Source organism: Terrabacter sp. MAHUQ-38 (assembly GCF_014518425.1).
Lineage (GTDB): Bacteria > Actinomycetota > Actinomycetes > Actinomycetales > Dermatophilaceae > Terrabacter.
Genome location: NZ_JACVCU010000001.1, coordinates 1,360,333 through 1,385,274 on the forward strand (window position 1 = coordinate 1,360,333; position 24,942 = coordinate 1,385,274).

Annotated in this window: 23 protein-coding genes; 10 read left to right on the forward strand and 13 right to left on the reverse strand. The window is 73.5% G+C overall.

Annotation, left to right across the window (positions count from 1 at the left end):
* Positions 1-13 precede the first annotated feature (13 nt).
* Positions 14-439: an OsmC family protein gene (locus H9I49_RS06275; protein WP_188029402.1), complete on the forward strand. Its 426-nt coding sequence runs from the start codon at positions 14-16 to the stop codon at positions 437-439.
* A gap of 15 nt (positions 440-454) precedes the next feature.
* Here H9I49_RS06275 and H9I49_RS06280 read toward each other — a convergent pair whose 3' ends face one another.
* The 5 genes from H9I49_RS06280 to H9I49_RS06300 form a co-directional block, all read right to left on the reverse strand.
* Complete coding sequence (locus tag H9I49_RS06280) at positions 455-2,026, reverse strand: peptidoglycan-binding protein (RefSeq protein ID WP_188029403.1); 1,572 nt, start codon at positions 2,024-2,026, stop codon at positions 455-457.
* Between the two features lie 134 nt (positions 2,027-2,160).
* Positions 2,161-2,865: a TetR/AcrR family transcriptional regulator gene (locus H9I49_RS06285; RefSeq protein ID WP_188029404.1), complete on the reverse strand. Its 705-nt coding sequence runs from the start codon at positions 2,863-2,865 to the stop codon at positions 2,161-2,163.
* An 81-nt stretch (positions 2,866-2,946) separates the two neighbouring features.
* Positions 2,947-3,960, reverse strand: a complete 1,014-nt coding sequence (locus H9I49_RS06290; RefSeq protein WP_223128262.1) for an L-lactate dehydrogenase — start codon at positions 3,958-3,960, stop codon at positions 2,947-2,949.
* A gap of 123 nt (positions 3,961-4,083) precedes the next feature.
* On the reverse strand, positions 4,084-4,830 hold the full coding sequence (locus H9I49_RS24360; RefSeq protein WP_370587450.1) for a MarR family transcriptional regulator: 747 nt from the start codon (positions 4,828-4,830) through the stop codon (positions 4,084-4,086).
* On the reverse strand, positions 4,827-5,438 hold the full coding sequence (locus H9I49_RS06300; protein WP_370587451.1) for an SRPBCC family protein: 612 nt from the start codon (positions 5,436-5,438) through the stop codon (positions 4,827-4,829). Before H9I49_RS06300 ends, H9I49_RS24360 begins: the two co-directional genes overlap by 4 nt.
* On the opposite strand from H9I49_RS06300, the gene H9I49_RS06305 reads away from it, so the two are divergent.
* Positions 5,431-6,813: an FAD-binding oxidoreductase gene (locus tag H9I49_RS06305; RefSeq protein WP_223128264.1), complete on the forward strand. Its 1,383-nt coding sequence runs from the start codon at positions 5,431-5,433 to the stop codon at positions 6,811-6,813. The two genes, H9I49_RS06300 and H9I49_RS06305, sit on opposite strands and share 8 nt — an antisense overlap.
* 5 nt (positions 6,814-6,818) lie before the next feature.
* Here the strand turns inward: H9I49_RS06305 and H9I49_RS06310 are convergent, their stop codons facing one another.
* The 5 genes from H9I49_RS06310 to H9I49_RS06330 form a co-directional block, all read right to left on the reverse strand.
* Complete coding sequence (locus H9I49_RS06310) at positions 6,819-7,643, reverse strand: 2-phosphosulfolactate phosphatase (protein ID WP_188029406.1); 825 nt, start codon at positions 7,641-7,643, stop codon at positions 6,819-6,821.
* Positions 7,644-7,664: 21 nt separating this feature from the next.
* Complete coding sequence (locus tag H9I49_RS06315; RefSeq protein WP_188029665.1) at positions 7,665-8,423, reverse strand: CAP domain-containing protein; 759 nt, start codon at positions 8,421-8,423, stop codon at positions 7,665-7,667.
* A 31-nt stretch (positions 8,424-8,454) separates the two neighbouring features.
* Positions 8,455-8,904: an MmcQ/YjbR family DNA-binding protein gene (locus tag H9I49_RS06320; RefSeq protein ID WP_188029407.1), complete on the reverse strand. Its 450-nt coding sequence runs from the start codon at positions 8,902-8,904 to the stop codon at positions 8,455-8,457.
* Positions 8,905-8,925: 21 nt separating this feature from the next.
* Positions 8,926-9,645, reverse strand: coding sequence for a DsbA family oxidoreductase (locus tag H9I49_RS06325; RefSeq protein ID WP_188029408.1), 720 nt, complete (start codon positions 9,643-9,645; stop codon positions 8,926-8,928).
* A gap of 83 nt (positions 9,646-9,728) precedes the next feature.
* Positions 9,729-10,568 (reverse strand): alpha/beta hydrolase, encoded by an 840-nt coding sequence (locus H9I49_RS06330; RefSeq protein WP_188029409.1) that lies wholly within the window; start codon positions 10,566-10,568, stop codon positions 9,729-9,731.
* 99 nt (positions 10,569-10,667) lie between these two features.
* Here H9I49_RS06330 and H9I49_RS06335 point away from each other — a divergent pair, with 99 nt between their 5' ends.
* The gene (locus tag H9I49_RS06335) at positions 10,668-12,368 is read left to right on the forward strand and encodes an alpha/beta-hydrolase family protein (RefSeq protein WP_188029410.1); all 1,701 of its coding nucleotides are present in this window, start codon (positions 10,668-10,670) and stop codon (positions 12,366-12,368) included.
* 17 nt (positions 12,369-12,385) lie between these two features.
* On the opposite strand, the gene H9I49_RS06340 is transcribed toward H9I49_RS06335, so the two are convergent.
* From H9I49_RS06340 to H9I49_RS06350, 3 genes are all read right to left on the reverse strand, one after another.
* A complete protein-coding gene (locus H9I49_RS06340) occupies positions 12,386-13,249 on the reverse strand; it encodes a DUF3626 domain-containing protein (RefSeq protein ID WP_370587452.1) in 864 nt (287 codons plus the stop codon).
* Positions 13,250-13,331: 82 nt separating this feature from the next.
* Positions 13,332-13,640, reverse strand: coding sequence for a zf-TFIIB domain-containing protein (locus tag H9I49_RS06345; protein WP_188029411.1), 309 nt, complete (start codon positions 13,638-13,640; stop codon positions 13,332-13,334).
* Between the two features lie 11 nt (positions 13,641-13,651).
* Positions 13,652-14,551 (reverse strand): phosphotransferase family protein, encoded by a 900-nt coding sequence (locus H9I49_RS06350; RefSeq protein WP_223128265.1) that lies wholly within the window; start codon positions 14,549-14,551, stop codon positions 13,652-13,654.
* A 62-nt stretch (positions 14,552-14,613) separates the two neighbouring features.
* Here H9I49_RS06350 and H9I49_RS06355 point away from each other — a divergent pair, with 62 nt between their 5' ends.
* The 7 genes from H9I49_RS06355 (at position 14,614) to H9I49_RS06385 (ending at position 24,920) form a co-directional block, all read left to right on the forward strand.
* Entirely contained in the window at positions 14,614-15,354 is a 741-nt protein-coding gene (locus H9I49_RS06355) for a dienelactone hydrolase family protein (protein ID WP_188029412.1), read from the forward strand.
* An 88-nt stretch (positions 15,355-15,442) separates the two neighbouring features.
* Complete coding sequence (locus H9I49_RS06360; RefSeq protein ID WP_370587453.1) at positions 15,443-17,152, forward strand: alkaline phosphatase D family protein; 1,710 nt, start codon at positions 15,443-15,445, stop codon at positions 17,150-17,152.
* Entirely contained in the window at positions 17,149-17,985 is an 837-nt protein-coding gene (locus H9I49_RS06365; protein WP_188029414.1) for a hypothetical protein, read from the forward strand. Before H9I49_RS06360 ends, H9I49_RS06365 begins: the two co-directional genes overlap by 4 nt.
* A gap of 19 nt (positions 17,986-18,004) precedes the next feature.
* On the forward strand, positions 18,005-18,418 hold the full coding sequence (locus H9I49_RS06370; protein ID WP_188029415.1) for a PPOX class F420-dependent oxidoreductase: 414 nt from the start codon (positions 18,005-18,007) through the stop codon (positions 18,416-18,418).
* A 136-nt stretch (positions 18,419-18,554) separates the two neighbouring features.
* Complete coding sequence (locus tag H9I49_RS24190; protein WP_188029416.1) at positions 18,555-19,724, forward strand: serine protease; 1,170 nt, start codon at positions 18,555-18,557, stop codon at positions 19,722-19,724.
* 5 nt (positions 19,725-19,729) lie between these two features.
* Entirely contained in the window at positions 19,730-21,610 is a 1,881-nt protein-coding gene (locus tag H9I49_RS06380; RefSeq protein WP_188029417.1) for a serine protease, read from the forward strand.
* Complete coding sequence (locus H9I49_RS06385; RefSeq protein ID WP_188029418.1) at positions 21,603-24,920, forward strand: hypothetical protein; 3,318 nt, start codon at positions 21,603-21,605, stop codon at positions 24,918-24,920. The genes H9I49_RS06380 and H9I49_RS06385 overlap by 8 nt, the downstream gene beginning before the upstream one ends.
* The last annotated feature ends 22 nt before the right edge of the window (positions 24,921-24,942 follow it).

The window sequence follows — 24,942 nt, forward strand, 5'->3', positions numbered from 1 at the left end:
AAGGCTGCACCCCATGAGCACCGACGCGTCCGATCTTCGCCAGATCACCCTGACCCGTGACAGCCAGGGCCGCTACACGGCCCGCAACCGTCGCGGCGGGTCCGTCACGGTCAGCTCCGGCACCGACGAGCTGTCGCCCGTCGAGCTGCTCCTCGCCGGCATCGCCGCGTGCACGGCCGTCGACGTCGACACCGTGACGACGCGCCGCGCAGAGCCCGACAGCTTCGAGGTGGTCGTGACCGCCGACAAGGTCAAGGACGAGCACGGCAACCACCTGCAGGACATCAACGTCAGCTTCCGGGTGCGATTCCCCGACGGCGAGGGCGGCGACGCCGCACGCCAGATGCTGCCCAAGCTCGTCAAGCGCTCGCACGACGAGTGGTGCACCGTCAGCCGCACCGTCGAGCTGGGCACGAAGGTCACCGCGACCGTCGACTAGGACGTCCGGCCACACTCAGTGGTAGACGACGACCTTGTCGCCGATCCGGACCTTGAAGTACAGGGCCTTCACCTGGGCGTAGTCGGCGATGTTGACGCACCCGTGGCTCGCGGTCGCGTAGCCGAGCCGCGCGAAGTTCGACGAGTAGTGCACGGCCTGCCCGCCGGAGAAGAACATCGAGTAGGGCATCGGCGTGAAGTACAGGTTGCTGACGACGTACTCGTACTTCTTGAACACCGAGAACGTGCCTTCACGCGTCTCGAGGCCGGGCATGCCGAAACGGGCCCACATGACCATCAGGGGCCTGCCGTCGACGACCCACGTCAGGGTGCGGGTGCGCTTGTCGACGCACATGACGCGACCGGTGCGGCAGCGTGGGTCGAGCGAGCCGATCGACGGCAGGAGCGGCCGCAGGCCGGCGTAGTAGCGGTGGCTGTCGAACGATCCGGGCACGTAGGTGACGGCCAGGATCCGCGTCCACGTGCGCTGGTCGACGAGGCCGGACTGCGGGAGGTTCTGGAGGCGCTGGAACGTCAGCACCTTCTGGCCGAGCGTCCAGCCGTAGACGCCGGAGAACGCATACGGCCACAGGCCCTTGGTCGCGAGGCGGCGCTGGAGCTCGCGGATGTTGGCGACGGGCGAGCTCGGGCTGAGCACCGTCGCTGTCCGCGTCAGCGCGACGAGCCGGCCCCAGGTGCGCTGGTCGAGCACGCCGGACTGCGGGAGGTTCTGGTCGCGCTGGAAGGTCAGCACGCGCTGGCCGAGCGTCCACCCGTAGACGCCGGAGATGGCGTACGTCCAGTAGGCGGCCTTGACGATGCGTAGCCGCACCTGGAGGTCCTTGACGGCCCAGCCTGACGCGCCCTCCCGGAGCCGGGTCGTCGTCGCGGTGAGGGCCACGAGCCGGTTCCACGTGCGCTGGTCGACGACGCCGGACTGCGGGAGGTTCTGGTCGCGCTGGAAGGTCAGCACGCGCTGGCCGAGCGTCCACCCGTAGACGCCGGAGATGGCGTACGTCCAGTAGGCGGCCTTGACGAGGCGCAGCCGCACCTGAAGGTCCTTGACCTTCCAGCCCGACGAGCCGGCGGCGATGACGAGGGCGGATGCCGTCTGCTTCGTCAGGAGCGAACGCGCGGTCTCCGTCAGCTGGCTGCCATCGCCGGGCAGGCTGTTGGCAGAGAGGAATCCGGCGAGCGCCGAGGCGACGCCCGAGTCGTAGACGCCGTCGATCGTGCCCGAGGGGTGACCGAGCACGGCGAGGCGCGACTGAAGGTCCTTGACCGCCCAGCCCGTGTCGCCTGCGCTCAGGACGACGGGGCTGGTCGGCGGGGGAGTGGTGATCGGCACGGTGGTCGTGGTCGTCGTGCTGGTCGTCGTGCTCGGCGTCGACGTCGTCGTGGACGTGTCGGTGGACGTCGAGGTCCCCGAGTCCGTGGCGCCCGCGGAGCTCGTCGTGGTCGTCGGTGTCGGAGTGCCCGTCGCGTCGTCGGCCTGCGCTGCCGGCGCCGTCGCGACGAGTGCCGCGATCGTCAACACCGCGGCGAGCGCGTTGACGGTGCGCTGCCGGTCCCTGCCGATGGTGCTCATCGTGTCCCCTGCTGTCCTGTCCGCATGGCGGCGGCTTCGAGTCGGCGCGGTCGCGCGCCTCATTGTGGCAGGCGCGAGCCCGATGGGGCGCGGCGTGCGACACATCTTTGACGCGCTGCCTCCCGAAAGGGTTGTCAGCCCGTGACGGATCCGTCTGACAGCCCGAGCCCGAGGTCGACCATCGACACCAGCCGCGGGGCGAGCTCGGCGACGGCGCCGGGCGGCAGGTCGCGCAGCGGCCCGTCGAGGGCGAGCATGGCCAGGCCGTGGACGGCGGACCACGCGAGCAGCTCGGCGCCGGGACGCTGCTCGGCCGCCATGACGCCGGCGTCGACCATCGCGTCGAGTGCTTCGGAGAGCAGCTGGAACGGGGTGCGGCCGCTCGCCCCGGCCGCGTCGGGGGACGCAGCCCGGCTGAGGTCGACCGGCACCGCGAACGCCGCCCGGAAGAGCCCGGGCTCGTCCATCGCGAAGCGGAGGTAGCCGACGCCGACGGCGCGGAAGCGGGCCCGCGCCAGGGGGCCCGGGTCCAGGTCGTCCGGGACGGCGTCCATCGTCGCGCTGATGACGTCGGCCGCTCTCGCCTGGGCTCGGGAGACGACCTCGCCGAGCAGGGCATCGCGGTCGGTGAAGTGGCGGTACGCCGCGTTGGCCGAGACGCCGACGCGACGGGTGGCCTCCCGGAGCACGACCTTGTCGGGGCCGCCCTCACGGGCGAGGTCGGTGCCGGCATCGAGGAGCGCGCGCCTCAGGTCGCCGTGGTGGTAGGTGGTCCGCTGGGGTGGCGCGGCGTCGCGGTCTGGCGCCGGGGCGGCGTCGAAGGCGGCGGACGGGCTCACAGGCCCATCATGCTCCGGCCGGCGCCGTCGGGTCCCACCCGACCGCCGCGCGTGGAACGCGCTGTCGCGCCGGCCGCGACCTCAGAAACCGAACCGTCTCGCGGTCGAGCGCACCGCCTCGGCGGACGTCCGCAGACCCGCCAGCTCGTCGACGGTCATCGGCACCTCGACCCGGTCGCCGACGCCACCCGCGTGGACGATCGCCGGCACGGACAGGCAGACGTCGCTGATGCCGAGGTAGTCCTCGAGGAGCGAGGAGACCGGCAGGATGCGGCGCTCGTCGTTGAGCACGGCCTCGATGATGCGGGTCGCGGCGAGCCCGATCGCGTAGTTCGTCGCGCCCTTGCCCTCGATGACGCGGTAGGCCGACTGCACGACGTCGGTGGCGATGCGCGAACGGGTCGGCGCGTCGAGCGCGGTGCCACCGTCCGGCGAGCGCCACCGGAGCAGCGGCACCGAGCCGATCGTCGCGGACGACCAGAGCGGCAGCTCCGAGTCGCCGTGCTCACCGACGACGTACGCGTGCACGCTCTGCGCGGCCACACCGGTGTGCTCGGCGAGCAGGAAACGCAGCCGCGACGAGTCCAGGACGGTGCCCGAGCCGAAGAGCCGCTCGGGCGGCAGTCCGGACACCTGGAGCGCGGCGTACGTCACGACGTCGACGGGGTTGGTCACCATGACGTGGACGGCGTCCGGCGCGACCTCGACGAGGCCCGGCAGGATCGAACGGACGATGCCGATCGTCGACTCGGCGAGGTCGAGCCGCGACTGCCCGGGCTTCTGCTTCGCCCCGGCCGTGAAGACCACGACGTCGGAGTCGGCGAGCACCTCGATGTCGTCGGAGCCGTCGACGTGGGCCATCGGCACGAACTGGATGCCGTGGCTCAGGTCGAGCGCCTCGGCGCGCACCTTGGCGGTGTCCACGTCGAAGAGGGCGACGGTCTGCGCCACGCCCCGCATCAACGCGGCATACGCGAGGGTTGCGCCCACGGCGCCCGCCCCGACGATGCCCACCTTCGTCCGGCGCCGCCGGGGACCTGCCTGGCCCGTCCTGGTTGCGCGGGCCGTGCCGCCTGTGCCGTCGCTCTCGCTCAACGTGTCCTCCTCGGCGTCCGATGGCCGTCGCGGCAAGGCTAGCCGCGCCCCGCCGGCCGGGAGGCGGCCGGCCGCCCGTCATCGCGCGCGGCGCCGGTGCGGCGCCGGTGCGACGCCGACGGGCTAGGGAACCGGGCCGGTCGAGAGGCGACGCAGGCCGGCGACGACGTGCGGCAGGTCGTCGCCGGCAGCACGGAAGAAGGCGGCGTCGCAGGCCTCGACCGCGACCACGGCCCGGTTCGCCGCGTCGACCCCGGCCGGCGTGACGACGAGGTCGCGCGCCCGGGCGTCAGCGGGGTGCACCCGCCGCTCGACCAGGCCCTTGCCCTCGAGAGTGCGCAGCACCTGCGAGGTCATCATGACGTCGGTCTGGGCATGCGCCGCGAGGTCGCGCTGGGTCACCGGCTCGTCACGGCCCTGCCGCAGCCACGTCAGCGACGCGAGCAGGACGAACTGCGTGTGCGTCAGGTCGTGCGGTGCCAGCGCCTCGCGCACGGCCGCCTGCCACCGGTTGCCGGCGCGCCACAGCAGCAGGCCGGGGCGGTCGTCGGCGTCGGCGAACCGCGTCTCGAGGCGGCTCATGCAGACAGCGCCGTGGGGTCGGTCATCGTGCTCGATGAGGTGGAAGTCCGCCTCGTCGAGGGGCAGCAGCCCGCGGCGCAGGGCATACCCCCAGCTCGGAGTACTGGTCAGCAGGAGCCGGGCCCGCAGGTCGGCGAGCGCCACGGGCCGGGCCGGTGCCCACTCGACCCGGCGCCGGTGGGGCCGGAAGTCGCCCTCGTCGGCCTGCCAGATCTCGTCGTCCGTGATGCCCAGCTCGACCCCGCGCCGCACGTGCTGGGCCGAGACCACGCCGAGCCAGTACCTCACCGGTCCGCCGTCTGGCTCACGGGCGTCGCCGCCGGTGCGGTGAGGAGCGTGACGAGCTGCGCGAGGTCCTCCTCGATGCCGTCTCGGGTCGCTGCCGGGCCCAGGATGCGTGACCACACCGCGGCGAGCGGGCCCTGGATCGTCACCGTCACCGTGACCCGGGAACCGGCGGCGACCGGCTGCGCCGCGTGCCTGAAGGTGAGGCGGGCACCGACGAGGTGGGTCGTGTCGGCGAAGGTGCGGTCCTGCTCGAGCTCGGCGACGGTGAACCGGGAGCGCGGCCCGCCCTTGGGTTTGAGGTGTCCCTGTGCCCCGACCGCGAGCGGCTGATCGAGCCGCACCCACTCGAGGTCGTGGCTCCACTCGGGGTGCGTGTCGGGGTCGGCCCACCGGGCCCAGAGCCGCGAGGGTTCGACGGGGACGTCCGTGGTGAGCGCCGGCCGGTCGAAGAGCCCGCGCAGGCACGCCGAACATCCCCGTGGAAGACGTCGCCCGCGCGTCCGAGGCCTACGGAATCCGTGGTATTTGGAAGGTGATTCCAACCAAAGAGGTGGCCTTCGGGGCCCTTGCGCATCCCGTCGGAGGTGGCATGATCCCGCCATGCCCATGAGCGGTTACCGCGGCCTCAGCCTCTGGCACGACACGATCGACGACATCACCCCGCGGCCGTCGCTGGGCACCGACCTCGACGTCGACGTCGCGGTGGTCGGGGCCGGCTACACGGGCCTCTGGACGGCATACCACCTCGTCGCGGCCGACCCCGCCCTTCGCGTGGCCGTCATCGAGAAGGAGGTCGCGGGGTTCGGCGCCTCGGGCCGCAACGGCGGCTGGTGCTCGGCCCTCTTTCCCACGTCGCTGACGCGGATGGCCGCCGAGCGGGGCCGCGACGCCGCGGTGCGGATGCAGCGCCGGCTGCACGACACGGTCGCCGAGATCGGCCGGGTCACGGCCGAGGAGGGCATCGACTGCCACTTCGACCAGGGCGGCTACCTCTCCGTCGCGCGCAACCCGGCCCAGCTCGAACGCGTCCGCGAGGAGGTCGCCGACTACCGCGCGTGGGGTTTCGGCGGGGACGACCACCGGCTGCTCGACGCCCACGAGGTGACCGAGATGGCGTCGGTGAGCGAGGCGCTCGGGGGCTCGTGGACGCCCCACTGCGCGGCGATCCACCCGGCCCGGCTCGTCCGCGGCCTCGCCGAGGCCGTCGAGCGCCGCGGGGTCGTGATCCACGAGCGCACCCCAGCCGTCGACGTGCGCAGTCGCCGCGTCGTGACCCCGCACGGAACGGTGCGCGCCGAGCACGTCGTCCTCGCGACCGAGGGTTACACGCCGACCGTCGCGGGCCGCCGCCGCGCCATCGCGCCTGTCTACTCCCTCATGACCGCCACGGAGCCGCTGCCCGACGAGGTGTGGGCGCAGATCGGGCTCGAGAACCGCACCACCTTCGCCGACAACCGGCACCTGACGATCTACGGCCAGCGCACGCGTGACGGCCGGATCGCCTTCGGCGGCAGGGGTGCTCCCTACCACTACGCCTCCAAGGTGTCGCCGCTCTACGACCGCGACGAGCGGGTGCACGCCAGCCTGCGCCGCATCCTCGTCGAGCTCTTCCCGGTCCTTGCCGGCGTCACGTTCACGCACGCGTGGGGTGGCAACCTCGGCGTCCCACGCGACTGGTTCCCGTCGGTGCGCCACGACCGCCACACCGGTCTCGCGTTCGCGGGCGGATACGTCGGCGACGGCGTCGCGACGTCGGCGCTCGCCGGCCGCACTCTCGCCGCGATGATCAGCGGCGACGACCCTGACGGCCTCGCGTCACTGCCGTGGGCCGGGCGCACCTCGCGCGACTGGGAGCCGGAGCCGCTGCGCTGGCTGGGCGTCAACGCGGTCACGGCGCTCATGACCTCGGCCGACTGGTCCGAACGGCGGACCGGACGACCGTCTCGTGCGGCCTCGGTCTTCTGGACTGCCTTGGGGCAGTAGGCGGCTCAGCGAACGTCGGCCGTGTAGGCGCCGTCGCGGAGCACGGGCACGACGTCCGACGCGTCGAGCTCGGCGGCGACGGCGACGTCATCCGACCAGCCCTGCTCGATCAGCTCGCGGCCGCTCGCGCAGTCGTCCAGGGCCTCGGCCACGCGGTCCTCCACGGCGAGCCAGGCCGTGCCGGCGGCCTCGGCCTCGGGGCTGAGCAGCAGGGGTCCGGCCCGGTGCTCGAGCCGCGACGCGACGGCGGCGACGACCGCGCCGGCGCCCCAGAGGTCCTCGACGGCGGGACGGAGCGACCCGTCGGGCCAGCGCTCCCCGGCGGGGACGACGACGACGGCCGGCTGCGCCGGCGTGCCGCGTACGGACTGGAGCCAGTCGACCACCCATGCGGACACGGCCGAGCGGTTGCGGAGCGACGCGGCCACGACCTGCGCGCCGGCCCCGGCGAGCAGGGCGCTGACGGTCGACCCGTTGGGCGACGGCAGCACGAGGTCGGTGAGCCCCCGCGCCGCCCGGATCGAGGCCGGTGACAGGCTCACCCCGCCGTCGGTCCCCGACGCCGACCGCGACTGCGACCGCGGCACCGCCAGGGTGGCGCCCCGCTCCTGCGCGAAACCCCGCGCCGAGTCGTCCCGCCACCGGTACGGGTGAACCGTCACGCCGGCGTCCGCCGCGACGGAGACGCACGTGGTGAAGCTGAGGACGTCGACGACGACCGCGCACACGGGCGAGCCGGCGCCGACGGCATGCGTCGTCAGGGCCTCGGCCGCTACCGGGCCCCAGTCGAGGCGGACGACGTGCCGGTCCTGCGAGTGCCACGGCTGCATGACGCGCACCCTACGCGCCGCTCAGCCGCCCAACGCCAGGGTCCAGTACGTGCCGTAGGTGCCGCCCGTCGCGTAGCCGACGCCGAGGTCGCGGTAGGTGCAGCCGAGGATGTCGGCGCGGTGGTCGGCACTGCCCATCCAGCTCTTCATGACCGCCTTGGCCGTCGTCTGCCCTGCGGCGATGTTCTCCGCGATGGCGTCGCCCGCGTAGCCGGCGGCGCGGATGCGGTCCGCGAAGGTGGTGCCGTCGGGGCCGGTGTGGGAGAAGTAGCCCCGCGCGGCCATGTCGTCGCTGTGCCGCTGGGCCGCTCGCGTCAGCGCCGGGTCGGACGCGACGGGCCCGCACCCGGCGCGGGCCCGCTCGACGTTGACGAGGGCCACGACCTGCCGGCTGACGCCGGCACGCGGCGGGGGAGCCGGCTTGGCCGGCGCGGTCGGCGCGAGTGACGCCGACGGCGTACCCGTGGGGCCCGAGGCGACGGTGACCGTGGCACGGGGCGACGGGCCCGTCGGCGGGGTCGTGATCGCGGCGGACCTCGTGGTCGTCGCGGGAGGCGTGGTCGGGGACGTCGTGGACGTGCGGCCCGGCTCGCTGACGTCACTGCTGAGGGTCACCGACGGGGTCATCGACGGGGTTGCCGGCTGGGTCGGGCCGATCCTGGCGTCACCGGCGGACCGCAGGACCGCGATGCCGCCGGCCACGAGCAGCGCCGACGCGGTCACCGTCAGGACCGCGGCACGCCGCGACCCGATGACCGCGGGGTCGGTGTGCCGTCCCATGTGCGCCTTTCGTCGACCGGCGAGCCGTACCTTACGCGCCCGCCGCGCCGGGGTGGAGGATGGCGGCTGTCCGCTGACGCGCGTCGAGCTCGCGGACCAGCCGGGCTGGAGCCGTGCGGCGGTACGACGCGTCGACGAGCTCGGCGACCTCGCCCCAGTCCACGGCATCCGGCATGCCGCAGGCCCGCAGGTCGAGCCCGACCCAGCCGGAGGGGCCCAGGTATGCCGGCTCGAAGAACCGGTCGTCGTCGAGCAGCGCCGGGCGGTCGTCGGCGTCCGGCAGGACGAGCACCGACTGGCGGTACGGCTCGGGGTCGTGGTCGCCCTTGACCGTCCCGCCGTAGGTCACGAAGACCTTCGTCGTGAAGAACGTCGGCCGGCCGTGCGACACCTTCTCGTCGGCCCCCGGCATGCGGAGGCAGAGCTCGCGGACGCGGGCGAGGTAGGGGTCGGCGGCGTCGAACATCAGCGGGTGGGCCATGCGCACCACGGTAGGCGCGGCTCAGGCGCTGCAGACGCCTCCGCACCCGCCGGCTCCGCACCCACCACCGCACCCGCCTCCGGCGGAGACCGGCTCGGGCACCTCGTGCCGGGTCGACCACGCGGTCTCGAGGGCCTGGGTGAAGACCTCGACGGGCTGGGCCCCCGACACCCCGTACTTGCGGTCGAAGACGAAGAAGGGCACCGACTCGATGCCGAGCATCCTGGCCGTCGCCTCGTCGCTGCGCACGTGGTTGCCGTAGTCGTCCGAGTCGAGCACGTCGCGCACGACGTCCGCGCCGAGACCGATCTCGGTGGCGAGCCGCACGAGGACCTCACGGTCGCCGACTGCCAGGCCATCGGTGAAGTAGGCGCGCATGAGGCGCTCGTGGGTCGCGTCGGCGAGGCCGTGCTCGGCCGCGAGGTGCACGACTCGGTGCGCGTCGAACGTGTTGCCGTACCGGGCCTGCTCCCAGTTGAACTCGAGCCCCAGCTCCGCGGCGGACTGCGCCATCGTGCGGTGCTGCGCGATCGCCTGCTCCCGGGTCGAGCCGTACTTGCGCGCGACGAGGTCGACGAGCGGGATGTCCGACACCGCATCGGCGCCGCGGTCCAGCTCGAAGCTGTGCCACGTCACCTCGACCTCGTCGGCGTGCTCGAACTGCGCGACCGCGGCCTCGAGGCGGCGCTTGCCGATGTAGCAGAACGGGCACACGATGTCGGACCAGATGTCGATCTTCACGGTCGTGCAACCTACCTCGGCGGGCCGCTGTTCCCCGCATCGAGCGAGGCGTCGGTCACCCTGCTGGTGACCGCGTATGCCGTTCAGCCGGCGCGGGCGACCCGGCGCAGGATCGCTGCGGCCGACTCGGCGTCGCGGGTCTCGGGCAGCCAGTGCCCTGCGTCGAGCTCCACGAACTCGTAGTCGCCCGTCACGTGCTCACGCGTGAGCTCGGCCGCCGTGCGCCCGAGGAACGGGTCGCGCGAGCCCCAGACATAGGTCGCCGGCACCCGGACGCGGTGGGCCTGGACGCCGGAGTGCGGGGCGGCGCGGTACCAGTTGACCGGGCCGGCGAGCGCGTCCGGGTTGGCCAGCTTGGCGGCATACCTGCGGCGGTCCTCGGCCGGCAGGCCGCAGCGGGCCATGAGCGAGTGGAAGCCGGCCGACACGGCCTGCTCGGGCAGCCAGGGCACCTGGAAGGCCGCCATGTACCAGGACTTGCGCTTCTGCTCGATGGTGGTCCTCCAGGCACGCGACATCGCGGCCGGGTGGGGCGTCGAGAGCACGGTGAGCGAGGCGATGCGCGTGGGGTGGTTGCCGGCGACGAGCCAGGCCAGGGCGCCGCCCCAGTCGTGGCCGACGAGGTGCACGCGCTCACGTCCCGACGCCTCGACGAGGGCCAGGACGTCCGCGACGAGCTCGTCGAGGCGGTAGGCGTCACGGTCCTCCGGGCGTGCCGCGGGGGAGTAGCCGCGCTGGTCGGGGGCGAGCGTGCGTAGGCCCACCGCGTGGAGGCGGGAGGCGACGCGGTCCCAGCTCGTGCGATCGGTGGGGAAGCCGTGGAGCAGGATGACGACGTCGCCGCCGATCGGGCCGGCGTCGGTCACGTCGAACCGGAGCCCGTCGCGGCTGAAGGTCGTGATCCGTTCGTCGATGCTGCGCACGTCCCCATCCTGCCCGGCCCGGCCGGCGTGGCACTCAGGGCCATCCAGTAGGGGCAAAACCCGAGGCGGCCGGTCACCGGCGCGACCTACTGTTGGGGCATGCCCGACGCGCCCGCCCCGCGCACGCCGCGCGACGCCGGCCGGCCGTGGTGGCACCTCTCGCGCACCGGACTGTTCTTCGGCGCGGCCTACTTCCTCACGTCGATGGCGCCGAGCCTGCTGCCGCGCACCTGGTACTACCAGGGCCTGATCAGCGGCCTCTGCGCTGCGGCCGGATACGGGCTGGGGGTCGTCATCGCGTGGGTCGTGCGCTCGGTCGCCCGGCTCATCGACCTGCGGGTCACCGTCAGCGGCGAGGCCCGGCACTGGCTGCTCGTCGCCGCGCCGGTCTTCGGCGCCGTCGCGGTGCTCGGCCTGACCGTCGCGAACGTGCGGGCCCAGGCCCGCACGGCGGCATTCGTTCGGCTCACCCCGCTCGACCCGCTCGACTGGGCGATGGCGCTCGCGGTGGCCACCCTCATCGCCGTCCTCTTCCTCGCGGTCGCTCGGGGGCTGCGGAGTGCGACGTACCAGCTCGCCGAGGCCGCCGGGCACGTGCTGCCCAAGACCATCGCGACCCTCATCGCCGTCGTCGTCGTGGCCCTCGCCACCGCGTGGATCACCGACAGCGTCCTCTTCCACCGCGGCATGCAGGCGTTCGCAGGCGTGGCGGCACAGGTCAACACGACGCCATCCGGTCGCGCCGCGCCCACGTCACCGCTGCGCTCGGGAGGGCCGGGGTCGCTCGAGTCCTACGGCAGCCTCGGCTTCCAGGGCCAGATGTTCGTCACGAGCGCCCCGACCCCGGCCGAGATCACCGCCGCGACGGGGCGTGGCGCGATCGAGCCGATCCGGGTCTACGCGGGACGCACGTCCGACCGCAGCGTCGCCGACGTGGCCGACGCCGTCGTCGCCGAGCTCCAGCGCACCAAGGCGTTCAACCGCCGCGTCCTCGCGGTCTTCACGACGACCGGCACCGGATGGGTCGACGACTGGTCCGCCCAGTCCATCGAGTACCTCGCCAACGGCGACAGCGCCATCGCGGCGATGCAGTACTCCTACCTGCCCAGCGCCATGTCGATGATGACCGACCGCGACACCCCGCGCGAGGCCGGCAAGGCGCTCTTCGACAAGGTGTATGCCGTGTGGCGCGCCATGCCGGAGGACGACCGTCCGCAGCTCGTGGTCGGCGGCGAGTCGCTCGGTTCGTACGGCGGCCACGCGGCCTTCGCGGACGCGGACGACATGATCGCCCGGGCCGGCGGCGGCGTCTGGGTCGGCACGCCCAGCTTCACCGACATCGCGGCGACGCTGACCGCCCAGCGCAACGAGGGGTCCCCGGAGATCGTCCCGGTGGTCGACGACGGCATCCACATCCGGTTCGCGGCGAGCGGCGACGAGCTGGCCCACGACTACTACGGGCGCGACTACAGCACGTGGGAGTTCCCACGCTTCGTCTACGCCCAGCACCCGTCCGACCCCGTCGTCTGGTGGAACCCCGCGCTGCTCGGCGCCGAACCGGACTGGCTGCGCGAGCCGAGGGGCCGGGACGTCAACCCCGACGTCACGTGGATCCCCTTCGTCACGTTCTGGCAGCTCACCACCGACATGGCCGTGGGCCACGACCCGCCCGACGGCTATGGCCACCGCTACGGGCCCGAGCTGGTGCCGGCCTGGGGGTCGGTCCTGGGCGGCTCGCCCACCGACGACTACTCGAGGATCGTCGCGGGCATCGAGGGCACCGTCAGCCGCGTCGAGTGAGCGTCAGCCCTCCACGGTCAGTCCGCCTCGGCGCGGCCGAACCTCGCGACGTAGTGCCACACCCTCTTGAGCGCCTGCTCGTCGTGTCGACCCGCGCGTGACGCCGCGCCGATCAGCTGTGGGGTGACGACGCCGCCGACCGCCAGCGACTCGCCGAGCGCGACGAACTCCGGCCCGCGGTAGTCCGGGTGGGCGCGGAGCACGTCCACGTCGAGCCGGTAACCGGGGTGCCACTCGACCGGCACGCCGAGGCGGTCGGCGTCGGCCTCGACGTCGGTGCCGCGGTAGCCGGGGTCGAGGACGACGGCCTCGACGTCACGGGCCAGCTCGACCACGCCGTGCACGTGAGCCTCGACGTAGTCGTCGAGCAGGTCGTGGCCTGCGGCATCAGCGAGCTCGGCGAGCGCGAAGGCCGTGCGCACGCCGAAGTGCTCGGGCTCGAGCACGCTGTCCGGGAAGCAGAACGTCGTCCGGTCGAGGACGTGCGCGGCGAGACGGACGTGGGCCGAACCGAAGCGCGGAGCGCCGCCGTAGGGCCGGCCGTGCAGGTCGAGCGCGCCGTACTTCGGGCGGAGCGCCGGCCCGGCGTCGTCGTAGGCGCGGCCGAAGATCCGGCTCTCCCACCGCCAGCGGTCCCCGCCCGGGTGGGCGGTCAGCCCGCCGTTGCTCGTGCCGGTCTCGAACTGGGACCGGTAGACGCCGTCGCGGGCCAGGACGGCGAGGATCGGCTCCCCGCGCACGAGCCGGTCGGGATGGAAGTTCAGGGTGACGCGCAGTGACGGGTCGAGCGTCGAGCCCCACGCGAGGCCGCGCACGTGGGCGATCGCGCGCCGGACGGCATCCGGCTGCGGTGCTTCCTCCGTCCCGGTCAACGAACCCACAGCGTCAGGGTGACACACGACGGATCCGCTGACGCGGGGCCCGCCGACGGACGTCGTCGGCGGGCCCACGGCACCTCGCGGGTCAGCTGGAGAAGAACAGGCCGGCCATGCCCTTCTTGCGGTAGTGCTTGCCGCCACGGTTGCCCCACGCCGGGCCGCCGTACTGCTGGGGCGGCGGCTGCGCGGCGAAGCGGATCTCGAGCTGGCTCAGGTGCTCGAACTCGCCGAAGTCCAGGAAGATGCCGCGGCACTGGTCGCACTGCTCGATGTGGACACCGTTGCGGTCGTAGGTGCGCATGGTGCCCCGGCACTTCGGGCAGACGAAGCCCTGCGGCTGGTACGCGGCACCGGTCGAGTCCTGGTGCGGGAAAGGAGGCGGTTGCTGGCTCATGGCCCCCATCCTCACATCCGCGCGCAGGCCTCCAACAGGGCATCGGCTGGGTCCCCGCTGTGAGCCGGCTGGACGGTCAGGGCCCGGACGGTCGCAACGAAGACGGCGCAGCGGGCCGGCAGGTCGAGGTGCGGCCAGGGGTCGCCGTGCGCCGGAACGGCCGGACCGCCGGCCTCGCGGTACGCGTGCAGGAACGTCTCCCAGGCCGCGTCGTCGAGCACTCCCGCGGCCCAGAACCCCGCCGGCCGGGAGAGGTCCCAGGCCGGGTCCCCGACGCCGAGGTCGTCGACATCGAGCAGCCGCAGCCCGTCGCGCGTGCGTGCCAGCTGCCCGAGGTGCCAGTCCCCGTGGACGACGGTCGGGCGCACCGGCCCGGTCATCGCATCGGCCAGCAACCGGCCACCGAGGTCGACGAGGGCCGGGCGGGCCGGGTGGTCGAGCGCGCGCATCCGGGTGAGCGCACGCTCGACGCGCGCCGGACCACCCTGTGCAGGAAGGGGTTTCGTCAGCGCGCCGTCGGGCTCGGCGCCGTGCAGAGCGGCCAGCAGGCGGCCGGCCTCCGCCCACGGGTGGTCGTCCGCGCCCTCGACCAGCACCTCCACGCGCGGCCAGACCGAGGCCAGCCGGCCGTCCGGCGCGGGGAGCGGCCGGCGTTCCACGGGCTGCACCCACATCGGCGCGAGGGCGGGCAGCGCCACGGCGTCGAGGCGCGCGGTCAGCGCGGCCGCATCCGTCCTCGGGTGGTGCAGCTTGACGACGACGTCGCCGGCGAGCGCGAGCTCGGCCCCGGACGGCGTCGCACGGCGGACGAGGGCCTCCTGCGACGTGAGGCCGGCCCGGGCGGGTGCACCTCCGGGCGCCGCCGTCTCGACGAGCGCCGTCAGCCACGAGGCGAGGCGGTCGTCGGTCACGGCCCGATTGTCACCCGGGGACCTGTGGGCGCGCTGCCAGCCGGAAGCGGTAGGACTGGGGGATGGGCACGATGATCGACCTACCCGACCACGACCTCACCGCCTACCGGGCCGAGCCGAGCGGGCCGCCGCGCGGGGCGGTCGTGGTCATCCAGGAGATCTGGGGCCTGGCCGACCACATCAAGGACGTCGCCGACCGGGTGGCCGCGCAGGGCTACCTCGCCGTGGCCCCGGACCTGCTGGCCCACGTCGGGCTCACGCCCGAGGTGGGCGCCGAGATCTTCGCCCTGGTGCACAGCGCCGACGAGCGGGAGCGCCTTGCCGCCCAGCCGCGGATGCGGGCGGCGACGACACCCGCGCGACAGCCGGGTTTCGCGGCCTGGGCCGTGCCGGCCCTGGTCGGCGTCGTCGACGCAGTCGTCGACGAGCCGGGCATCGAGGGGCGCGTCGCCGTCATGGGCTTCTGCTTCGGCGGGACGTACGCGTACGCCCTCGCGGCCGCCGACCCGCGAGTGCGCGGGGCCGTTCCCTTCTACGGCCACTTCCCCGAGCACGCCGACCCGGCCACGATCACCTGCCCGGTCCTCGCCTTCTACGGCGAGGACGACCGCGGCATCACCGACGGTGTGCCCGACCTCGAGGCCCGGATGGCGGCCGCCGGAGTGGACTTCACCGCGAGGGTCTACCACGGGGTCGGTCACGCGTTCTTCAACGACACCGCACCCTCGAGGTACAACGCCGACGTGGCCGCGGACGCCTGGGACCGGACTCTCGCGTTCCTCGACGCGCACCTGGGCCGGTGACGGTGCACAGGAGTTCCACGGCGCTTACGTCCCCCGCACGTGCCCGGGTGGGTAATCCTGAGCCATGACCCGATCCACTGCGCGATCCGTGCCGCGAAGCCCGCTCGTCCTCGGCCCGATGCTGCGCTACGTCGGGGAGACCGACGCGACGGTGTGGGTCGAGACGTCCGGCGCTGCGGTCGTCACCGTCGAGGCTGACGGCCGCGAGTGGTGCGCCCCGACGTTCTCGGTCAAGGGCCACCACTACGCCCTCGTCGTCGTCGACGGGCTCGAGCCGGGCGGCGAGTGGGAGTATGCCGTCCGGGTCGGGGCCGAGCGCGCGTGGCCGGAGCCCGACAGCATGTTCCCGCCGCCGCGCATCCGCACCATCGACCGCGCCCGACCGACGCGGTTGCTCTTCGGCTCGTGCCGCACGACCGCCCCGCACGACCGGGAAGGCCACCGCACCCACGGGGTCGACGCCGTGCGCACGCTGGCACTCGCGTTGGGCCGTGACGAGGAGGCGTGGCCCGACCTCGTCGCCTTCCTGGGCGACCAGGTCTACGCCGACGAGACCTCCGAGGCGATGCGGGAGTTCATCGCGTCGCGCCGATCCCTCGACGAGGCGCCGGGACAGGAGATCAAGGACTACGAGGAGTACGCGCACCTCTACTGGCTCGCCTGGCACGACGACGCGAACCGCTGGCTGCTCTCGACCGTGCCCAGCTGCATGATCTTCGACGACCACGACATCCGCGACGACTGGAACACCTCGTGGCGGTGGCACCAGGAGATCAACCGGACCCCGTGGTGGCACGAGCGGCTCATGGGCGGGCTTGCGAGCTACTGGGTCTACCAGCACATCGGCAACCTCTCGCCCGGCCTGCTCGCCGAAGACGAGATCTACGCGAAGGTCCTTGCGGCCGAAGGTGACCCGACCACCCGCTCGTCTGCCGAGGCCGAGGTCGAGGCCAGCGAGCTCGACCTGACCGAGGCCGTCTTCGACCTGGCGCGCCGTGTCGACCGCCACCCCGAGGTCTACCGATGGAGCTTCCGACGCGACCTCGGCGACAGCCGCCTCGTCGTCGTCGACTCTCGGGCGGCCCGCGTCCTCGAACCGGAGCGCCGCTCGATGCTGGACCCGGACGAGATGAGCTGGCTCTCCGAGCAGCTGACCGGTGACGTCGAGCACCTGCTCGTCGGCACGTCCCTGCCGTTCCTGCTCCCGCCGGGCCTGCACGACCTCGAGGCGATCGACGAGGTGCTCGCGACGGGCGCCCACGGCCGACTCGTCGCTCAGGGTGCCGAGAAGGTGCGCCGGACTGTCGACCTCGAGCACTGGGCGGCGTTCAACGGCGGGTTCGCCGAGGTCTTCGAGCTGGTCATGGAGGTGGCGCGTGGTGGGCGCGGCGAGGCGCCGGCAAGCGTCGTCTTCCTCTCGGGAGACGTGCACAACTCGTACGTCGCCGAGGTCCTCGAGGCACGCACCCGCTACGGCGCGAGGTCGCGCGTCCTGCAGGCCGTGTGCTCACCCATCCGCAACCCGATGCCGCGGGGGCTTCGCGTCATGATGTCGCTCTTCGCGAGAGGTCTCGTCCGGCCGATGCGTGCGGTCGCCGGCAGCTCGAAGCGCGTCCCCGACCCCGCCTACCCGTGGCGGGTCACCGACGGGCCGTGGTTCGACAACTGCCTCGCCGAGCTGACCGTCCAGGGACGAGACCTCGCGATCGTGTGGCGGGGCGGCGAGGTCCGCGACGGTGACGACGCCCACCCCGTCCTGACGACCGTCGCCAGCGTGCGCCTCCCCGGGGGCGCGTGACCGTGGACGAGGTCGAGCGCCGGATCGCCATCGCGCGCAAGGCGGTCCGGGCGTACGCCGCCAACGACCGTGTCGTCGCCGCGCTCGTCGGCGGGTCGGTGGGCCGGGGTTGGGCCGACGCCCACTCCGACATCGAGCTCGACGTGTACTGGGCCGGTGCGCCCACGGTCGCCGAGCGTGAGGCAGCCGTCGAGGGCGCCGGGGCCATCCGCGTCTACGCCGAGGAGGACGACAACGAGTGGGCCGACGGGCTGCTCGTCGACGGCGTGAAGATCGACGTCAGCGGCTTCGTCACTGCCACGATCGACGGCTACCTCGACCGCGTGCTCGAGGGCGACACCGAGGCGGAGCTGCAGGTGCGCGTCACCGCCCTGCGCGACGGCATACCGCTGCACGGCCACGACGTCATCGACGCGTGGCGCACCCGGTGCCACGACTACCCCGAGGCGCTTGCGGTCGCCATGGTGCTCACGGGCCTCGACCTGCGCTCGCGGGAGCGGTTAGAGATGCTCGCGGCGCGCGACGACGTGCTGCTGCTCCACCGTGACCTCGTCGACGACGTCCAGGGCGTGCTCGACGCGCTCTTCGGCATCAACCGCGTGTGGATCCCGCACCCGTTCCACAAGTGGCTCGACCACGAGGAGCGGTTGCTGCCCCGGCGACCCGACCGGCTCGCCGAGCGCATCCGGTCGCTGCTCGTCGCGCCACCACGCGAGGCCGTGGCGACGCTCGTCGGCCTCGTCGACGAGACGTACGAGCTGGCCCGGTCGCACGTGCCCGACGCCGACGTGGCGCCGCTGCGAGAAGCCTTCGAGCTGCGCCGCGTCAGCTGACCGGGCCTACGCTCGGCAGGTGACCACGATCCCGGAAGGGTTGCGCACCCTCGTCGACAGCGGACCCCTCGCCCACGTCTCCACCGTCAACGCCGACGGCAGCCCGCAGGTGACCGTCGTGTGGGTCGGCCGCGACGGCGACCGGCTCTACACGGGCCACCTCCACGAGACGGTCAAGGTGCGCAACATGCGCCGCGACCCGCGTGCCGTCATCTCCCTCGAGGGGCCGCGTGTGCCGGGGCGTTTCCTCGACGAGTACGCGGTGCTCCGCGTTCGCGCCACGGTGACCGAGGGCGGTGCCTGGGAGGCGCTCGACGGCCTCGCGAAGACGTACGTCGGGCGCGATGTCACCTTCCCGGCGCCGCGCACCGACGGCGGGTTCGTCGTCTGGTACGACGTCGAGCGCATCGGCGGCACCGGTCCCTGGACCTGATCGCGTTCCCAGCACGTTCCCCGCTGTCCACGCACGCACGGTGACGTATTTCCCCGACGCCGCCCGCCTCTGGAGAACATACTGATGGTCAGGCCGTGTCCAGCGCGGCCGCGCGGTCACGCATCGGAGGTGCGTCATGTCCGCTGGGGCGGTGGGGTCGGTGTACGAGCGGTTGCTCACAGCGACGGGGAGCGGTGCCGCTCTCGAGTCCACGGGCAGTCTGTCGGCGCCGGTCGTGGACCCCGACCTGCAGGTGCGGCGGCTCATGCAGGACATCGGCTACCTCGAGGACCGGCTCGGCGAGCACGCCGACCCGGAGGCCCTGCGGCAGCTGACCGCGGGCGCACGGCACGGCCTGCGCGAGGTCGTCGACCGCGGCGACCGGGCCCGGCTGGGCCGGGACGAGCTGGCCGGGCTCGAGGCGGTCGTCCACAGCGACGGGTCCCGTCCGGTCCTCTTCGTCGAGGACGACTTCGTCGACCTGCTGGCGCCGGCGGCTCGGGACTGCGCGGCGACGCTCGCGCGGGTGGAGTCCGAGGTCCGCACGGCATGCCAGGCGGCAGGCCGGGTGGACGACCCGGGTGCAACCCTGGGCTACCAAGGGACGGCCTGGGCGGTCGGCGATGGCTTGGTCGTCACGAACTACCATGTGCTGCAGGCGATCTCACTGCATCCGGCCCGATCTGACGGCAGCTTCACGGGCGACCTGAAGCCCGGTGTGACGGTGGACTTCGGTGCCGAGATCGGGGCCCAGCCGGGCGGTCGGCGGTTCCCGGTTCGTCGTGTCGTGGCCGTCGGTCCAGCAGGGGACCCCAGCCACGCCCATCCCTCGCTGCGCGGCGTCAACTTCGACGGCCTGGACCTCGCGGTCCTCGAGCTCGAGGAGGTTGCGGGCCAGTCGTTCCCCACGCCGGTCGAGGTTGCGAGAGGCGACGACCCGGTCACGCGGGGGGCACTCGCCTCGCGCGGCCGGCTGGTCTACGTCGTCGGGTTCCCGGGCAGCGCCCGCTCGACCACCCCCGATGTCTTCGCCGCCCTCTTCGCCGGTGTCAAGGGCGTCAAGCGGTTGACACCCGGCCTGCTGACCTACGGCCGGGGAGACGTGGCCGACGACGGGCGGCGGTGGGTCATCGGCCACGACGCCAGCACCCTCGGGGGCAGCTCCGGCTCCATGGTGGTCGATCTCGAGGCAGGCGGACGGCTCGTGCTCGGGATCCACTTCGCCGGCGACCCCGGCCGCGTCAACTGGGCGCACTCCCTCGAGGGTGCGACGCCGCAGCTGGTCGACGCCGTGCCGGGGTGGTGAGGGCCATGACCGACTGGGACGCCCGAGTGCTCGCCCTCGCCGCCTCCGTGGTGGCCGACATCCCACGCATCCGGGTCGTCCTCGACCAGCTCGGCATCCGCAACGCCGACTACGAGGATCCCGAGGACTACGTGGCGAGCGCGTTCGTCAACGCGGCCGGGCGGGGAAAGGTGCTGGCCTTCCAGGCGGCCCTCGTGAAGGAGGGTCTCGTCAGGCAGGGGCCCGCCGGAGAGGCGGCCGCGATCGAGCAGGGCGTCTTCGACCGGCTCGCCGCCCTGCAGACGTTCTCGTCGGCGGTCTACGCCCCGACGGACGCGCGGGTGGCGGCGCGTCGCATGCTCCTGGCCTGTGACCTCGTGTGCCGGGTCGACGTCGACGAGAAGCAGGCCGGCACCGGCGTCCTCGTGGCGCCGACGTTGGTGGCCACGGCCGCCCACGTGGTCCAGGACCTGGTCGACCTGAGCGACCCGACCGCACCTGTCGCGCAGGTCGACTCCACGAGCCGGGTGACAGTGACGTTCGGTGACGTGGCCGACCTGCTCGACGACGACGAGAAGCCGACTCGCCTTCCCGGCAGGCCGGTTCCGCTCAGCACCCGATGGCTCGCCTACTTCAGCCCACCCGCACCGAACGAGCTGGGGGCCGGGACGTTCGTCCTCGACAGCGTCGAGGGCATCGGGGCCGAGGGCCCGTGGGACGTCGCGATCCTGCGGCTGGCCGAACGGCAGCCGTTCCACCCGACGGCGCCGCGGAAGCGCCTGCCACGCAAGCCCTTCCAGGTGCACGTGCTCCACCACCCGAGCGACGGACGAGGGCAGGGGCTGCCGATGCTGTGGTCGATCGGGCGGGTCGACCGCCGGCTCGGGGATCCCCCGCTGCGGCTGCTCCACTCCGCCAACACGAGCGGCGGCTCGTCGGGAGCGCCCGTCTTCGACTCCGAGTTCAGGGTGGTCGGCCTCCACCAGGCAGGCGGCCTGTCGGCCGTCGTGCGCGAGGACGAGGCGAACAACAGGGCAGTCCCGGTCGTGCCGTGGGTCCCGCGGCTCGCCGCCCTCGAGCTGCCCGAGACCGCGCCCCCCGTGCCCACCGTCGAGCTCCTCGACGAGGCCGGTGCAGCCGTGACGCGAGTCGTCATCGGACGTGCCGCCACTCGTGAGCGCATCTGGCGCGGAATGGGCCCCGGGGCGACAGCGCAGGACCGGCTGCTGGCCGTGCTGGCGCCGGCGCCCGGTCTGGGTCTGCGCTTCACCAAACACCTCGTGCACGCCCTCGTCACCCCCTTCGGGGGCGCGTACGCAGCCCTCGACCTGGCCAACGCACAAGGGGACGACGCGGAGACCTTCGCGGCCAAGGTGGCCGGCGCGTTCGCCGCTGCGGTGCGCGCGCCCGGATCCATGGGTCTGACGACCCGCCAACGCGACACGCGCAACAGGACGGCACCGGCACTGGCCGAGACGCTGAACGGGATCGCCGGCCAGACCGGTGCCTGGCTCGTGCTCGAGGGGTTCCAGAGCAGCGCCTCCCGCCCGTCGGCGGCGGTCATCGACCTCGTGCGCCAGCTCGTGCTCGAGCTGCCGCACGCCGCAGGCGTCCGGCTGGTCCTGGCCGGCTGGCAGGAGTCGCTGCCATCGGGGTTCGAGGCCTGCGTCGAGTACCTCGAGCCGCCGACGGTCGACGACATCGCCCGCACCCTGCTGCCGCCGGAGACCAGCGAGGGCGTCGTCGCGACGCTGCGGCCCTTGGTCGGAGCCGCCCTCGCCGCGTCGCAGGCGACCAAGCCGGGGGCAGGCCCGTACGAGGTGGCCGAGCACGCGCGTGGAGACCTGGCGCTGAAGGTGGGTGCGTTCATCAGCGCGTTGGTGGCTGCGGGGGTGCGGGATGAGTAGCCCGGAGGGTGCCGTGCCGCGGCTGCGTCCGGACGACCCCGCGATCCTGGCCCTCGTCAAGGAGTGGTCGGCTCGACCACCGGCCGAGGTGGCGGCGTTCGCCGACAGCCTGGAGCGCGCTCCGGCGCGTCCCGAGCCTGGGCCCGGCGCGCCGGGCCCCGACGCCCGCTCGCTCGCCCTCGACGAGGTCAGGGCGCTCGCGGCACTGAGCGGTGCGGTGCGTCCGGGCGACCTCGTCCGCGACGAGCCCGACCCGGCGCGTCGCAGCCGGCTGCTCGGGGCACTCGCCGCGGAGTGTGACCGCGCCGTCGTCGACGGGCGGATGACGTGGACGATGCGCTCCATACCGCGCGGCCAGGTCCTGGCCCGGCTGCGGGACGGGCCGGCCGGACTGTCCGCCGCCCTGTCACGAGCGGCGGGCGTCGCGACGGACGCTGCCGGAGAGGTGCTGCGGCGCCTGGTTCCCGGTGTCGTCGGCGGGCTCGGCGGGGCGCTGGACAGCCCGCTCCCGCACCCTGCGGCGCGGGTCCCTGACGACGTCGTGGCGGGCGCATCCAGTGCCGACGTGGCGCAGGCCCTGCTGTGGGTCTCGGATCTCGGCGACGTGCGCGAGGGCATCGCCTGGGCGACGTGCCGAGCCCACGTCGAGTCGATCCGCGACAGCTATGTCGGTCTGCTCGCCCACGGCCTGGTCGGGCGCGAGGCGCAGCGACGCGAGGTGGAGGACTTCCTGCTGGCGCCCCCGGCCGCGGGCTGGCCCTCCGTCCCCGTGCTGACCTTGAGCGGCATCGGGGGCGCGGGCAAGTCGACGTTGCTCGCCGGGGTGTGCACTCCTCGCCTCGACGCGCTGCTCGCGGGCGTGCCGGCGCCGGCCGTGGTCGTCATCGACCTCGACCGGGTCGCCTTCCGGCCCCATGCGGAGGTCGAGCTCGGCTACGAGGTGACCCGCCAGCTGGAGCTCGCCTGGCCCGAGCTCGCACAGGGGCTGGCCGAGGCGCGAGCGGCGGAGACTCAGGCACGGATCGAGCGGCGTGAGCTGGCCTCCGGCGCGAGTCCCGACGCCGAAAGGTCCGTGCGCAGCTACTCCGCCTTCGAGGGACGCGTCCACCCCCTCGTCACGGGCTCGGTCCACGCCTTCGAACCGGTGGTCCTCGTGCTCGACACCTTCGAGGAGTGGCAACGCGCCCGCCCGTTCAGTGGCCCGCGCACCAGCTGGAACGACCCGGAACCCGTCATGGCGGACTGGCTCTTCCGGCTGCGCGACGGCATGGGCCTGTCCGGGCTGCGGGTCATCGTCTCCGGCCGCGCCCGGTTCGCGACCCTTCCCGGCCGTGAGGTGCAGCTGGGCGAGCTCGGGCAGGATGCGGCCGCGGAGCTGCTCCGGCGGCTCGGTGTCGCGGACGACGACGCGCCCCGCCTCGCGGCGCTCGTCGGTGGCAACCCGCTCAGCCTGCACGTCGCCGCCCGGTTCGTCGGCCGGCTGGCCGCCTCGGACCGCGACGCGTTCCTCAGCAGCGACGGCATCGACGCCGCCCTCGACGAGGAGCTGCGCCGCGCCGTGCTCTACGACCGCTTCCTCGAGCACATCGGCGACGAGCGGGTGCAGCAGCTCGCGCACCCCGGGCTCGCGCTCCGCCGGGTCACCCCCCAGCTCGTACGCGACGTGCTGGCCGAACCATGCGGCTTCACCGACATCGGCGAGGAGGAGGCCGACCGCCTCGTCGACCGGCTCGCCGACGAGGTGTGGCTGGTGCGGCGGGCCGAGGACGGCAGCCTGCACCACCAGCCGGAGGTCCGGCGGGCGATGCTGGCCCTCATGTCGGGCGATCCCGACATGCGCGACCGGGTGCGCGCGATCCACGAGCGGGCAGCCCGCTGGTACAACCCGGTGCCGGACCTCATGGAGGAGGCGACGCCCGAGGTGGTCGAGGCGTTCTACCACCGGATGATGCTCGCCACCGGGGATCCGCCGGTGTTCGAGGGCGAGTGGGAGAGCGCACACGGCCGCGTGCTCGCCGAGCGCAACCACCACGCACGGCTGGCTCGTGAGCTGGGCGAGAGCGTGTCCGAGATGGCCCCGCAGGTCGAGGCCCAGCTGCGTCTGCTCCGTGGCGACCGGCTCACCCCGGAGCACGCGCAGCTGCTCCCCGCGCACCTCTGGTCCGGCTACGTCGCGACGCAGGGAGCTGCGCTGCTCGAGGTGGGGGAGGCCGACGATGCCGTCGACCTGTTCCGGACTCGCGAGTGGGGCCCCGACCCGTCCGTACCGGAGTGGCTGCCTCAGGCGTACTCCGACTCGGCGCAGTGGGCGGCCTACGTCGCGGAGGTCAGTGGTCACCCGACGACGAGCAGGGAGAGCAGGGAGACGAGCACTGACCCGTTCGGTCGTTACGACGTGCTGTGCCGCTTCTTGTCGGACGAGGTCGACGCCCGGGCGGCGCTGCTCGCGATGCCGTCGGCGGGAGGTCCGGAGGTCGAGCAGGCCGTGCTCGGCACCTTCGTGGCAGCCCTGGCTCGTGCTGCCGAGGGCCTCGCCCTCGACGGCCTCGAGCCGCTCCACGCCCCGCCGCCGACCGCGAAGTCGCTCACCACCCGCTACCTCTACCCGGTCGACCAGCTCCGCCAGTACGTCGTCCATCGCCTGACGGGCGCGCCACTCGCCTCGTGGGAGGCCGGCACCATGGTCGTCCGTGACGTGGCCGGCCTGTACGTGCCCGATCCCGACATCATGCTCGCGTTCGCCGCGGTGCTCGGGGACGCCGAACGCGACCTGCTCGAGATCTCGGCCGACCTGCGGTCCCTCGGTGACCGGGCCCGGCGCGCCCGCCCCGGGAACGCGCGAGGGCCCCGGACGCACGACGTGCTCGGCGAGCGGGCCACCGACGTCACCACCCGGCTGCGGGGCGAGCTACGTCTCACGGACGGGCCGCTGAGTCCTGCGGCCCTGCTCGCCCTGCGCGGTGACAACCCGGAGCTGCGACCCGCCGTGCGCCACGAGCTCGTGGCCGCGGCCCCGGACGACACCTGGCTCAAGCACCTGGGCGAGCTCGCGACGAGCCTGCTGCCGGTACCCCCGCTCGACCTGCGCCCGGACGCGATGCCGCTGATGTCCGAGCCGACCGCCCGGACGGCCGTCGTGACCCTCGTCGAGTACGTCGACAGGTCCAGGGTCACCCGCGAGTTCCTGCATGCCGCGCGGGAGGCTCACCCACGACCGACCGAGCTCGACCGGATCGCCGGCGCGTTCGACCGGTGGGACGACGCGCATGTGGCGCTGCTGGCCGAGGTGGGCCGCCGGAGCAGAGCCTGACGCCGAGTCCGGGTGTCGGACG

What these genes read in the sequence shown, in the direction of transcription:
- H9I49_RS06310 (WP_188029406.1), bottom strand. Translation starts at nt 7,643, where the DNA reads ATGCAGCCGTGGCACTCGCAGGACCGGCACGTCGTCCGCCTCGACTGG.
- H9I49_RS06320 (WP_188029407.1), bottom strand. Translation starts at nt 8,904, where the DNA reads ATGGCCCACCCGCTGATGTTCGACGCCGCCGACCCCTACCTCGCCCGC.
- H9I49_RS06385 (WP_188029418.1), top strand. Translation starts at nt 21,603, where the DNA reads ATGAGTAGCCCGGAGGGTGCCGTGCCGCGGCTGCGTCCGGACGACCCC.
- H9I49_RS06300 (WP_370587451.1), bottom strand. Translation starts at nt 5,438, where the DNA reads ATGGGCATGGCGGGATCATGCCACCTCCGACGGGATGCGCAAGGGCCC.
- H9I49_RS06345 (WP_188029411.1), bottom strand. Translation starts at nt 13,640, where the DNA reads ATGAGCCAGCAACCGCCTCCTTTCCCGCACCAGGACTCGACCGGTGCC.
- H9I49_RS06355 (WP_188029412.1), top strand. Translation starts at nt 14,614, where the DNA reads ATGGGCACGATGATCGACCTACCCGACCACGACCTCACCGCCTACCGG.
- H9I49_RS06335 (WP_188029410.1), top strand. Translation starts at nt 10,668, where the DNA reads ATGCCCGACGCGCCCGCCCCGCGCACGCCGCGCGACGCCGGCCGGCCG.
- H9I49_RS06280 (WP_188029403.1), bottom strand. Translation starts at nt 2,026, where the DNA reads ATGAGCACCATCGGCAGGGACCGGCAGCGCACCGTCAACGCGCTCGCC.
- H9I49_RS24190 (WP_188029416.1), top strand. Translation starts at nt 18,555, where the DNA reads ATGTCCGCTGGGGCGGTGGGGTCGGTGTACGAGCGGTTGCTCACAGCG.
- H9I49_RS06315 (WP_188029665.1), bottom strand. Translation starts at nt 8,423, where the DNA reads ATGGGACGGCACACCGACCCCGCGGTCATCGGGTCGCGGCGTGCCGCG.
- H9I49_RS06275 (WP_188029402.1), top strand. Translation starts at nt 14, where the DNA reads ATGAGCACCGACGCGTCCGATCTTCGCCAGATCACCCTGACCCGTGAC.
- H9I49_RS06380 (WP_188029417.1), top strand. Translation starts at nt 19,730, where the DNA reads ATGACCGACTGGGACGCCCGAGTGCTCGCCCTCGCCGCCTCCGTGGTG.
- H9I49_RS06305 (WP_223128264.1), top strand. Translation starts at nt 5,431, where the DNA reads ATGCCCATGAGCGGTTACCGCGGCCTCAGCCTCTGGCACGACACGATC.